This window comes from Pseudomonas sp. PDM15, assembly GCF_014851565.1.
GTDB lineage: Bacteria > Pseudomonadota > Gammaproteobacteria > Pseudomonadales > Pseudomonadaceae > Aquipseudomonas.
This window is the reverse complement of sequence record NZ_JACVAA010000010.1, coordinates 26280-38804: the sequence shown is the minus strand read 5'-3', so window position 1 is coordinate 38804 and position 12525 is coordinate 26280. Positions and strand designations below refer to the sequence as shown.

The 12525-nt window shown below is 61.8% G+C and carries 9 protein-coding genes and 3 tRNA genes; 3 read left to right on the top strand and 9 right to left on the bottom strand.

The window, feature by feature from the left end; genetic code table 11:
• Positions 1-1614 (top strand): ABC transporter ATP-binding protein, encoded by a 1614-nt coding sequence (locus IB232_RS22560; RefSeq protein ID WP_192400787.1) that lies wholly within the window; start codon positions 1-3, stop codon positions 1612-1614.
• A 20-nt stretch (positions 1615-1634) separates the two neighbouring features.
• Entirely contained in the window at positions 1635-2429 is a 795-nt protein-coding gene (fabI, locus tag IB232_RS22555; RefSeq protein WP_192400786.1) for an enoyl-ACP reductase FabI, read from the top strand.
• Between the two features lie 88 nt (positions 2430-2517).
• On the opposite strand, the gene IB232_RS22550 is transcribed toward fabI, so the two are convergent.
• From IB232_RS22550 to IB232_RS22510, 9 genes are all read right to left on the bottom strand, one after another.
• Positions 2518-4374 (bottom strand): SurA N-terminal domain-containing protein, encoded by a 1857-nt coding sequence (locus IB232_RS22550; protein ID WP_192400785.1) that lies wholly within the window; start codon positions 4372-4374, stop codon positions 2518-2520.
• A gap of 176 nt (positions 4375-4550) precedes the next feature.
• Positions 4551-4823, bottom strand: coding sequence for a nucleoid-associated protein HU-beta (gene hupB, locus IB232_RS22545; protein WP_003087931.1), 273 nt, complete (start codon positions 4821-4823; stop codon positions 4551-4553).
• Positions 4824-4959: 136 nt separating this feature from the next.
• A complete protein-coding gene (gene lon / locus IB232_RS22540) occupies positions 4960-7356 on the bottom strand; it encodes an endopeptidase La (RefSeq protein WP_192400784.1) in 2397 nt (798 codons plus the stop codon).
• A gap of 147 nt (positions 7357-7503) precedes the next feature.
• Positions 7504-8784: an ATP-dependent Clp protease ATP-binding subunit ClpX gene (gene clpX, locus IB232_RS22535; RefSeq protein WP_043306865.1), complete on the bottom strand. Its 1281-nt coding sequence runs from the start codon at positions 8782-8784 to the stop codon at positions 7504-7506.
• Between the two features lie 108 nt (positions 8785-8892).
• The gene (gene clpP / locus IB232_RS22530) at positions 8893-9534 is read right to left on the bottom strand and encodes an ATP-dependent Clp endopeptidase proteolytic subunit ClpP (protein WP_137972667.1); all 642 of its coding nucleotides are present in this window, start codon (positions 9532-9534) and stop codon (positions 8893-8895) included.
• 92 nt (positions 9535-9626) lie between these two features.
• Positions 9627-10937: a trigger factor gene (gene tig / locus IB232_RS22525; protein WP_192400783.1), complete on the bottom strand. Its 1311-nt coding sequence runs from the start codon at positions 10935-10937 to the stop codon at positions 9627-9629.
• A 146-nt stretch (positions 10938-11083) separates the two neighbouring features.
• Positions 11084-11168, bottom strand: a tRNA-Leu gene (locus tag IB232_RS22520).
• 55 nt (positions 11169-11223) lie between these two features.
• Positions 11224-11299, bottom strand: a tRNA-His gene (locus IB232_RS22515).
• Between the two features lie 31 nt (positions 11300-11330).
• Positions 11331-11407, bottom strand: a tRNA-Arg gene (locus tag IB232_RS22510).
• A 260-nt stretch (positions 11408-11667) separates the two neighbouring features.
• On the opposite strand from IB232_RS22510, the gene folD reads away from it, so the two are divergent.
• Positions 11668-12522, top strand: a complete 855-nt coding sequence (gene folD / locus IB232_RS22505; protein ID WP_192400782.1) for a bifunctional methylenetetrahydrofolate dehydrogenase/methenyltetrahydrofolate cyclohydrolase FolD — start codon at positions 11668-11670, stop codon at positions 12520-12522.
• Positions 12523-12525 lie beyond the last annotated feature (3 nt).

The window sequence follows — 12525 nt, the reverse complement described above, 5'->3', positions numbered from 1 at the left end:
ATGACCGATTCGAACAACCTCATCGAAGTGCGCGACCTGGCCGTCGAGTTCGTTACCGGCGACAAGGCCGTGCGGGTGATCGAAGGCGTCAGCTTCGACATCCGCAAGGGCGAGACCCTGGCCCTGGTCGGCGAAAGCGGCTCGGGCAAGTCGGTCACCGCCCACTCCATCCTGCGCCTGCTGCCCTACCCGCTGGCTCGCCATCCGGCCGGTAGCATCCAGTACGGCGGCCAGGACCTGCTCAAGCTGGCCCCGGACAAGCTGCGTGGCATCCGCGGCAACCGTATCGCCATGGTGTTCCAGGAGCCGATGACCTCGCTCAACCCGCTGCACAGCATCGGCAAGCAGATCGGCGAGGTGCTGGCCTGGCACAAGGGCCTGGCCGGCGAGGCCGCTCAGGCGCGGATCATCGAGCTGCTCGAACTGGTCGGCATTCCCGAGCCGGCCAAGCGCCTCAAGGCCTATCCGCACGAATTGTCCGGCGGCCAGCGCCAGCGGGTGATGATCGCCATGGCCCTGGCCAACGAGCCGGAGCTGCTGATCGCCGACGAGCCGACCACCGCGCTGGACGTCACCGTGCAGCTGAAGATCCTCGATCTGCTCAAGGAATTGCAGGCCCGCCTGGGCATGGCCCTGCTGCTGATCACCCACGATCTCAACCTGGTACGGCGAATTGCCCACCGCGTATGTGTCATGCAGCGCGGTTGCATCGTCGAACAGGCGTCGTGTGAAGAATTGTTCCGCGCTCCGCAGCATCCCTACACCCGGGAACTGCTCGGCGCCGAGCCCAGCGGCGCACCGGCGGACAACCCCGCCGGCGCCCCGCTGCTGGAAGTGGACGACCTGCGCGTGTGGTTCCCGATCAAGAAGGGGTTGCTGCGGCGCACGGTGGACCATGTGAAGGCGGTGGACGGTATCGACTTCAGCCTGCTGCAGGGCCAGACCCTGGGCATCGTGGGCGAGAGTGGTTCCGGCAAGTCCACCCTCGGTATGGCGATCCTGCGACTGCTCAGCAGCCAGGGCGCCATCCGCTTCCAGGGCCAGGCGCTGGATGGGTTGTCGCAACAGGCCGTAAGGCCGCTGCGACGGCAAATGCAGGTGGTCTTCCAGGACCCCTTCGGCAGTCTCAGCCCACGCATGTGCGTGAGCCAGATCGTCGGCGAGGGCCTGCGCATCCACGGTATGGGCAGCGAGGCGGAGCAGGAACAAGCCGTCATCGACGCGCTCAAGGAGGTGGGCTTGGACCCGGAAACCCGGTTCCGCTACCCCCATGAGTTTTCCGGCGGGCAACGGCAGCGGATTGCCATTGCCCGGGCACTGGTGTTGAAACCGGCGCTGATACTGCTGGACGAGCCCACCTCGGCGCTCGACCGCACGGTACAGCGCCAGGTGGTGGAGCTCCTGCGCTCGTTGCAGGCCAAGTACAACCTGACGTACCTGTTCATCAGCCATGATCTGGCGGTGGTCAGGGCCCTTAGCCACCAGTTGATGGTGGTCAAGCAGGGCAAGGTGGTTGAACAGGGGCCGGCCGAGCAGGTATTCGCCGCGCCACAGCACCCTTATACCCAGCAGTTGCTGGAGGCCGCGTTCATGGCTCCCGCAACCGCCGACTAACTGAAAGAGGAATGACGCACATGGGTTTTCTCGCCGGTAAGCGCGTACTGATCGTTGGCGTGGCCAGCAAACTGTCGATCGCCTCGGGCATCGCCGCCGCCATGCACCGCGAGGGCGCCGAGCTCGCCTTCACCTACCAGAACGACAAGCTCAAGGGCCGCGTCGAAGAATTCGCCGCTGGCTGGGGCTCGAACCCCGAGCTGTGCTTCCCCTGCGACGTGGCCAATGACGACGAGATCGCCAAGGTCTTCGAGGAACTGAGCAAGAAGTGGGATGGCCTGGACTGCATCGTCCACTCCGTCGGCTTCGCCCCCGGTGACCAGCTGGACGGCGACTTCACCGAGGTCACCACCCGCGAAGGCTTCCGCATCGCTCACGACATCAGCGCCTACAGCCTGGTCGCCCTGGCCAAGGCCGGCCGCAGCATGATGCAAGGCCGCAACGGCAGCGTGCTGACCCTCTCCTACCTGGGCGCCGAGCGCACCATGCCTAACTACAACGTGATGGGCATGGCCAAGGCCAGCCTGGAGGCCGGTGTGCGCTACCTGGCCGGCAGCCTCGGCCCGGAAGGCACCCGCGTCAATGCCATCTCCGCAGGCCCGATCCGCACCCTGGCCGCCAGTGGCATCAAGAGCTTCCGCAAGATGCTCGCCGCCAACGAGAAGCAGACCCCGCTGCGCCGCAACGTGACCATTGAAGAAGTCGGCAATGCCGGCGCCTTCCTCTGCTCCGACCTGGCCTCGGGCATCAGTGGCGAGATCCTCTATGTCGACGGCGGCTTCAACACCACCGCGATGGGCGCCATCGAAGACTGATACCTCAGTAGCCGGAAACGAAAAAGGCCGCTTTTCAGCGGCCTTTTTCTTGGGCGTCTCCCTCCACGAGGGCGGGAGATCCTGTCACTCAGAAACGCTCGATATCGGCCTCTGCCTGCAGCTGCTGGCGATAGGCGGCGAAGTCCTGCTGGCCGGTACGCGAGGCCAGGAAGCGACGGTAGCTGACCTTCTCTTCCTCGCTCAGCTCGGCCTTGGCCTGGCCGACGCCGTCGAGACGTAGCACTACATAGTCGCCGTTGTTAAGACTGACGCCAGCATAGGTGGGCTTGCCGTCTTCGCCCGGCTTGGCCATGCGGAACAGCGCCTGCAGCACAACCGGCTCGACGCCTTCCTGGCTGCGGGTAGCGGCCTGCACCACCTTCCAGTCCTTGCCAGCGTCCTCGCCCTTGCGCAGCCCGGCCATCAGCGCCTCGCCGTTGGCCTTGGCCGCTTCCCCGGCCTTCTTGCGCGCCAGGGTGTCGCGAATACCGGCGGTGACTTCTTCCAGCGGCAGCTGCGCCGGCTTCTTGTGCTCCTTCACGCGCACCACGACCACGGTGTCCGGATCCAGCTCGATGGCGCTACTGCTGCGACCGTCTTCCAGCACTTCCGGACTGAAGGCAGCCTGCACCACCTGACGGTTGGCAGCGATACCCTCGCCACCCTCGCGACCGAAGGCGCCACTGGTCTGCACCTGCAACTGCAGCTCTTCCGCAGGCTGGGAAAGATCGGAGGCCTCGTAGCTGGCTTCCTCCAGTTCCTTGGCCACTTCGACGAAGCGCTGCTCGACCTGCTGCGCTTTGACGTCGCGCTCCAGCTGGTCCTTCAGGCTGGCGAAGCTCGGCACCTCGGGTGCCTGAACGTCCAGCAGCTTGACCAGGTGCCAGCCGAATGCGCTGCGCACAGGTGCGGATACTTCGTCCTTCTTCAGCGCGTATAGCGCCTTCTCGAACTCGGGGTCATACACGCCCGGACCGGCGAAGCCCAGATCACCGCCGTTGCTGGCGGAGCCCGGGTCCTGGGAGATTTCCTTGGCCAGTTTGGCGAAGTCCTCGCCCTGCTTCAGGCGTGCAGCCACTTCGTCGAGCTTGGCCTTGGCCTGCTCGTCGCTGAGCTTGTCGTTTACTTCCAGCAGGATGTGCGCGCCGCGGCGCTGCTCGGCCAGGTTGGCGATTTCTTTCTTGTACAGCTCCTGCAGCTCTTCGTCGCTGGCCTTGGCCTCGGCGAAGAAGCGCTCCTTCTTCAGCTCGACGTACTCGACCACGACCTGCTCGGTGCTCATGAACTGGTCGGCGTGCTCGTCGTAGTAAGCCTTGATCTCCTCATCCTTCAGCTCGACGGCCTTGGCGTCGGCAACAATGGTGTGAGTGGCGAAGTCGCGGGTCTGCTTGTCCAGACGCACGAAGGCCTGCAGCTCGGCGTCGGTGACGAAGTTGCTGGCGGCCAGGGTCGCCTGCAGCTGGCTGACCAGAACGTCTTGGCGCAGGCGCTCGCGGAACTGCATGCGACTCATGCCCTGCTGCTGCAGGATCTGGTCGAAGCGTGCCGAATCAAATTTGCCCTCGACCTGGAAGGCCGGGGTCTGCAGGATCAGTTGATCCAGCGAGGTCTCGGAGAAGCCCATGCCGGCTTCCTTGGCGCCCTGCAGCAGCAGGGTACGATCGATCAGATTGTCGAGGGCGGCCTTGCGCAGCAGGTTGTCGTCCAGCAGCGAGGCGTCGAAATCCTTGCCGAATTGCTGGATTAGCTGCCGACGCTGCATTTCCACCGCCGCGTTGAGGCTGTCCAGGCTGATCTCTTCGCCATTGACCTCGGCGGCATTGCGGCTGTTACTGGTGGACTGGAGGATGGCCTCGAAGCCGGTGAACGCCATCAACATGACGATCAGACCGACGATGGTCTTGGCGATCCAGCCCTGGGAATTGTCCCTGATGTTCTGCAGCATGCTTCCCCCGAAACGGCTGCACTGAACGAACAGCGAATGCAGCGCGGGTGTTGAATCCGGATAAAAGAAAGGCGCATCCGAGGATGCGCCTTCTCGTAACTGATGGAGCGGATGGGATTCCGCTCCGCACCGAACCGGGCTGACCCGGTGCGGCGGGGCAAAGCCCAGAGAGACGCTTAGTTGACGGCGTCTTTCAGAGCTTTACCAGCTTTGAAGCCAGGGATCTTGGCAGCGGCGATCTTGATCGGCTTGCCAGTCTGCGGGTTGCGGCCGGTACGGGCAGCGCGTTCTTTGACAGCGAAAGTACCGAAGCCAACCAGCACCACGGAATCACCAGCCTTCAGAGCGCCAGTGACGGATTCGATCACTGCGTCCAGCGCGCGGCCAGCAACAGCTTTCGGGATATCAGCGGATGCGGCGATGGCATCAATCAGTTCCGACTTGTTCACTCTTAAGTCCCCTTATTTCTGTTGAGTTGTTTCTTAGTTGTTTGGTGTAAGCAAAGCGGGTGCTGAAGGGCCTGCCGACACAATAGGAGCCGCTTTATAACAAGGGCTCGAAAATAGTGTCAAGGAAGCCTTCGGCCTAATGCGTGCTGATTCGCTCCTTGGAATCAGTCTCGCGCGTATCATCCTTTGCAACCATCTCGGGAGCCGCATCGGGCAAGGGCTCCGGGGCGTATTGCAGCGCAATTTGCAGGACCTCGTCAATCCATTTAACCGGCTTAATGGTCAGGTCTTGCTTAATATTTTCCGGAATTTCCTTGAGATCACGAACATTCTCTTCCGGAATGATCACGGTCTTGATTCCACCCCGGTGGGCGGCCAGTAACTTCTCCTTGAGACCGCCGATGGCCAGCACCTGACCACGCAGGGTGATCTCGCCGGTCATGGCCACGTCGGCGCGCACCGGGATCTGCGTCAAGGCCGAAACCAGGGCCGTGCACAGACCGATACCGGCACTGGGACCATCCTTCGGCGTGGCGCCTTCCGGCATATGGATGTGCACGTCGCGCTTCTCGTGGAAATCCACGGGAATGCCCAGGCTCTTGGCACGGCTACGCACCACGGTCAGCGCGGCGGTCATGGACTCGGCCATTACGTCGCCCAGCGAGCCGGTCTTGATCAGCTGGCCCTTGCCCGGCACCACGGCGGTTTCGATGGTCAGCAATTCGCCACCGACCTGGGTCCAGGCCAGGCCCGTGACCTGACCGATTTGGTCCTGCTGCTCGGCCAGGCCATGGCGGTAGCGGCGCACACCAAGGAAGTGCTCCAGCGAGTCCGGCGTCACCAGTACCTTGATGCGCTTCTCCTTGGCGTGCTCCTTGACCGCCTTGCGGCAGACCTTGGAAATCTGCCGCTCCAGGCTGCGCACGCCCGCCTCGCGGGTGTAGTAACGAATGATGTCGCGGATCGCGGCGTCCTCGAACTCCAGCTCGCCCTTCTTCAGGCCATTGGCCAATACCTGCTTGGGCGTCAGGTACTTGATGGCGATATTGACCTTCTCGTCCTCGGTGTAGCCCGGCAGACGAATCACTTCCATGCGGTCCAGCAGCGGACCGGGGATGTTCATGGAGTTGGCGGTGCAGATGAACATTACGTCCGAAAGGTCGTAGTCGACCTCCAGGTAATGGTCGTTGAAGTTGTGGTTCTGCTCCGGATCCAGCACCTCAAGCAGCGCCGAGGCGGGATCGCCACGCATGTCGCTACCCATCTTGTCGATCTCGTCGAGCAGGAACAGCGGGTTGCGCACGCCGACCTTGGTCAGCTTCTGGATCAGACGACCAGGCATGGAGCCGATGTAGGTGCGACGGTGACCGCGGATCTCGGCTTCGTCACGCACGCCACCCAGGGCCATGCGCACGAACTTGCGATTGGTGGCGCGAGCGATGGACTCGGCCAGCGAGGTCTTGCCCACGCCGGGCGGACCGACCAGGCACAGCACCGGCCCCTTGAGCTTCTTCACCCGCTTCTGCACGGCGAGATACTCGAGGATGCGTTCCTTCACTTCCTCCAGACCGAAGTGATCGGCCTCGAGGATGTCTTCGGCCTTGCTCAGATCGAGGCGCACCTTGCTCTCGGCCTTCCACGGCACGTTGGTCAGCCAGTCGATGTAAGAGCGCACCACGGTGGCTTCCGCCGACATCGGCGACATCTGCTTGAGCTTGTTCAGCTCGGCATTGGCCTTGGTCAGCGCCTCTTTGGTAAGGCCGGCGTTATCGATGCGCTTCTTCAGCTCGTCGATCTCGTTATGGCCTTCGTCGATGTCGCCCAGCTCCTTCTGAATGGCCTTCATCTGCTCATTTAGGTAGTACTCACGCTGGCTGCGCTCCATCTGCTTCTTGACCCGGCCACGGATGCGCTTCTCGACCTGCAGCAGGTCGATTTCGGCATCCAGCAGCGCCAGCACATGCTCGACGCGCTCGGCCAGGCTGGTGATCTCGAGGATTTCCTGCTTCTGCTCAATCTTCAGCACCATGTGCGCGGCCATGGTGTCGACCAGGCGCGCCGGATCATCAATGCTGTTCAGCGACGACAGCACCTCGGCCGGCACTTTCTTGCCCAGCTGCACGTACTGTTCGAACTGGCTGAGCAGGCTGCGAGTGAAGACTTCCGACTCGCGCTCGGCTGCTTCGCTTTCGTCGAGCAACTGCACCTCGGCACGGCAGTGGCCATCCACTTCGATGAACTTCTGCACGGAGCCGCGCTGCTCGCCCTCGACCAGCACCTTGACCGTGCCATCCGGCAACTTGAGCAGCTGCAGCACGGTGGCCACGGTACCCATGCGGTACAGCGCATCTTCGCCAGGATCATCGTCAGCCGGGTTGCGCTGCGCCAGCAGGAGGATCTGCTTGTCGCCGGCCATGGCGGCCTCCAGGGCCTCGATGGACTTCTCGCGACCGACGAACAGCGGGATGACCATGTGCGGATAGACCACGACATCACGCAGCGGCAAGAGAGGCAATTCGATGGTTGTCTTCATGATTTCAGCTCTACGGCGGCCATTCGGCCGTAATCGGACGGGAGTACCCTTGACCCTAAGATGGGGCCGCCCCTGGGAAAAAACAAGCGAGAAAGGCGGAAAAGCAAAGGGCCCCGCAGGGCCCCTTGTTTCAACGGTTTACAGACGTCAGGCGTCCGGCGCAGCCTTGGCCGGCGGCTCGCTGTTCTCGTAGATCAACAGCGGCTTGGAACTGCCTTCGATCACGCTCTCGTCGATCACCACCTTGCTGACATCGCTCTGCGAGGGGATCTCGTACATGGTGTCGAGCAATACGCCTTCGAGGATAGAACGCAGGCCACGAGCACCGGTCTTGCGCTCCAGCGCACGATGAGCCACGGCCTTCAGCGCGTCGGCACGGAACTCCAGGTCCACGCCTTCCATCTCGAACAGCTTGGCGTACTGCTTGGTCAGGGCGTTCTTCGGCTCGGTGAGGATCTGCATCAGCGCAGCCTCGTCCAGCTCATCGAGGGTGGCGATGACCGGCAGACGACCAACGAATTCCGGAATAAGACCGAACTTCACCAAATCATCGGGTTCGACCTCACGCAGCGCCTCGCCGACTTTCTTGCCCAGGTCCGGGCTGCGCACTTCGGCATTGAAGCCGATGCCGCCCTTGGTGGAGCGGGCCTGAATTACCTTCTCCAGACCAGCGAATGCACCACCGCAGATGAACAGGATGTTGCGCGTATCGACCTGCAGGAACTCCTGCTGCGGGTGCTTGCGACCACCCTGGGGCGGAACCGAGGCAACTGTACCTTCGATCAGCTTCAGCAGCGCTTGTTGCACGCCCTCGCCCGAGACGTCACGGGTGATGGAGGGGTTGTCCGACTTGCGCGAAATCTTGTCGATTTCGTCGATGTAGACGATGCCCATCTGGGCCTTTTCCACGTCGTAATCGCACTTCTGCAGCAGCTTCTGAATGATGTTCTCGACGTCCTCACCCACATAACCGGCTTCGGTCAGGGTGGTGGCGTCGGCGATGGTGAACGGCACGTTGAGCAGGCGAGCCAGCGTCTCGGCCAGCAGCGTCTTGCCAGAGCCGGTCGGACCAATCAGCAGGATATTGCTCTTGCCCAGCTCGACATCATCTTTCTTGTCGCGCTGGTTCAGACGCTTGTAATGGTTGTACACCGCGACGGAAAGCACCTTCTTGGCACGTTCCTGACCGATCACGTACTGATCGAGGATGCCGCTGATTTCCTTGGGCGCGGGCAACTTGTGCGCGCTGCTCTCGGCCTGGGCTTCCTGCACCTCCTCGCGGATGATGTCATTGCACAGGTCGACGCACTCGTCGCAGATAAAGACGGAGGGACCGGCGATCAGCTTGCGCACTTCGTGCTGGCTTTTGCCGCAGAAGGAGCAGTAGAGCAGCTTGCCGTTGTCCTCGCCGTTGCGGGTGTCAGTCATTCGATCGATCCAATACGGTAGGCATGAAACACAAGATGAAGGCAATTGCAGGCATTTTCAACCCTGCAGGACGGCCGGATACCCCGGCCGTTGCGCTGAAACACCGAATCAGACAGCCAGCTGACGCTTGTTCAGAACCTGATCGATGAGGCCATATTTGACCGCTTCGTCACCGCTCATGAAGTTGTCACGGTCAGTGTCCTTGGCGATCACGTCGATCGGCTGCTTGCAGTGGTCGGCCAGGATCTTATTCAGGCGCTCGCGGATGGTGAGAATTTCACGAGCGTGAATCTCGATATCCGAGGCCTGGCCCTGGAAGCCGCCCAGCGGCTGGTGAATCATCATGCGCGAGTGCGGCAGGCAGTAACGCTTGCCGGCGGCACCGCCAGCCAGCAGCAACGCGCCCATGCTGCAGGCCTGGCCGATGCAGATGGTGGACACGTCAGGCTTGATGAACTGCATGGTGTCGTAGATCGACATGCCAGCAGTCACCGAACCGCCCGGCGAGTTGATGTACAGGTGAATGTCTTTGTCCGGGTTCTCGGCTTCGAGGAACAGCAGCTGAGCCACGACCAGGTTGGCCATGTAGTCCTCGACCTGGCCGACCATGAAGATCACTCGCTCCTTAAGCAGGCGGGAGTAGATGTCATAGGCGCGTTCGCCACGGGCGGACTGCTCGATCACCATCGGCACAAGGCCGCCGGCGGCTTGGATGTCAGGCATGGTGTTCATGAAAGAGTTATGCGACATGTCTAGCGATCTCTCCCTAATAGTCATGTCTCTAAAGACGCATAAGCCAGCGCGAAGGCTGGCTTATGGTTGTGCTCGAACGAGGCGAGGGATCAGGCTGCTTGCGGGGCTTCCGCCGGCTTGACCGCTTCTTCGTAGGAGACCGCTTTATCGGTCACGCTGGCCTTCTGCAGGACAGTATCTACAACTTGTTCTTCCAGTACAACCGAACGCACTTCGTTCAGCTGCTGGTCGTTCTTGTAGTACCAGGCCACAACCTGCTGCGGCTCCTGATAAGCGGAGGCCATTTCCTCGATCAGCTCGCGAACGCGGGCTTCGTCAGCCTTCAGCTCGCCCTGCTTGACCACTTCGGCAACGATCAGACCCAGCACCACGCGGCGCTTGGCTTGCTCTTCGAACAGCTCGGCCGGCAGTTGGTCAGGCTTGATGTTGCCACCGAACTGCTGAACGGCCTGCACGCGCAGACGGTTCACTTCGTTGCCGATCAGGGACTTAGGCACTTCGACCGGGTTGGCGGCCAGCAGGCCTTCCATGACCTGGTTCTTCACCTTGGACTTGATGGCCTGGCGCAGTTCGCGGTCCATGTTCTTGCGGACTTCGGCGCGGAAGCCTTCCAGGCCTTCGCCCTTGATGCCGAACAGAGCGAAGAAGTCGTCGTTCAGTTCCGGCAGTTGCGGAGCGGAAACGCTGTTGACGGTCACGGTGAACTCGGCGGTCTTGCCGGCCAGATCCAGGTTCTGGTAGTCAGCCGGGAAGGTCGGATTGATGACGCGTTCTTCGCCAGCCTTGACGCCGACCAGGGCATCTTCGAAGCCCGGAATCATGCGGCCGGAGCCCAGCACCAGCGGGGTGCCCTTGGCGCTACCACCAGCGAAGGCTTCGCCGTCGATCTTGCCTACGAAATCGATGTTCAGCTGGTCGCCATTCTCGGCGGCACGCTCAACAGCTTCGAAGCGGGTGTTTTGCTTGCGCAGGATTTCCAGCATGTTGTCGACGTCAGCATCGGTCACGTCAGCCTGTAGGCGCTCGACAGTGATGCCCTCGAAGCCGGCCAGCTTGATTTCCGGGAACACTTCGAAAGTGGCGACGTACTCGAGGTCCTTGCCCTTCTCGAAGGTCTTCGGCTCGACGGATGGAGCACCAGCCGGGTTCAGCTTCTGCTCGACGATGGCTTCATAGAAGGTGGCCTGGATCAGGTCGCCCAGAGCTTCCTGGCGAGCGGAGTCTTCATAGCGCTGACGGATGACGTTCATCGGCACTTTGCCGGGACGGAAACCAGCCACCTTGGCACGACGGGCAGTCTGTTGCAGACGCTTGGTCACTTCGGTCTCGATGCGCTCGGCAGGCACGCCGATGGTCATGCGGCGCTCAAGAGCGGAGGTGCTTTCAACAGAAACTTGCATGGATATTCCTCGTTGCACAGACATAAGCCGGCGTTCCGGCCCCAGAATCGAAAGGCAAGCATTCTAGTGGCTCGAATAACAGAAGTCACCTGCACAAAACGAGCAAGAAACGGCGGGATATATAAGGAGGGATTACAAAGAAAAGATGGTGCGGACGGAGAGACTCGAACTCTCACACCTTGCGGCGCCAGAACCTAAATCTGGTGTGTCTACCAATTTCACCACGTCCGCGTGGTAACACTTGAAACGAAAACGCCAGGCTTTTGGCCTGGCGTTTTCTCGAATATGGGGTGGACGATGGGAATCGAACCCACGACACCAGGAGCCACAATCCTGTGCTCTACCAACTGAGCTACGCCCACCATATTGCGTTGCTTGTGCCTGATTCGCCAATGGCGCACCCGGCAGGACTCGAACCTGCGACCATCCGCTTAGAAGGCGGATGCTCTATCCAGCTGAGCTACGGGCGCTTAATCATCTGCGGAACAGACTTCTAAGCTACAGCTCCAACCGCTTCCGGTCGTTGCCATCTTACCCAGCGGCTGGCTGTGCTCGACAAGCGGGGCGAATCTTATAGAGGCGATCCCGGGGCGTCAACACGAAAATGAAAAAAATCCTGCTGGATAAAGGAGTTACAGGAAAGCACGACGCATGCGCCTTTGCCCCACCGGCCGCCCATGCGAGAATGCGCGACCTTTTTTCCACCCTCCCCTATGGTTAAGCAAGCGTCATGACCGCAAAACTGATCGACGGCAAAACCATCGCCGCCAACCTCCGCCAGGACATCGCCAAACGCGTCGCCGAGCGTCGCCAGCAGGGCCTGCGCGCTCCGGGCCTGGCCGTGATCCTGGTCGGCAGCGACCCTGCGTCCCAAGTCTATGTGTCGCACAAGCGCAAGGATTGCGAGGAAGTCGGCTTCGTTTCCGTGGCCCATGACCTGCCTGCCACCACCACTCAGGGCGAGCTGCTGAGCCTGATCGACCAGCTCAACCGCGACAACGCCATCGACGGCATCCTGGTGCAGCTACCGCTGCCCGCCCATCTGGACGCCTCGCAGCTGCTCGAACGCATCAACCCGGACAAGGACGTCGACGGTTTCCACCCGTTCAACGTCGGCCGCCTGTCCCAGCGCATGCCGCTGCTGCGCTCCTGCACACCGAAGGGGATCATGACCCTGCTGGAAAGCACTGGTGTCGACCTGCACGGCCAGCACGCCGTGGTAGTCGGCGCCTCCAATATCGTCGGCCGCCCGATGGCCCTCGAGCTGCTGCTGGCCGGCTGCACCGTAACCGTTACCCACCGCTTCACCAAGGATCTGGCAGGCCATGTGGCCCAGGCCGACATCTTGGTCGCGGCCGCCGGCAAGACCGGCCTGGTCAAGGGCGAGTGGATCAAGCCGGGCGCCATCGTCATCGACGTCGGAATCAACCGCCAGGCCGATGGCAAGCTGCTGGGCGACGTGGAATACGATGCGGCCGCCGAGCGCGCCGGCTGGATCACCCCGGTACCGGGTGGCGTCGGCCCGATGACTCGCGCCTGCCTGCTGGAGAACACCCTGCACGCCGCAGACAACCTGCACGCGTAAGTC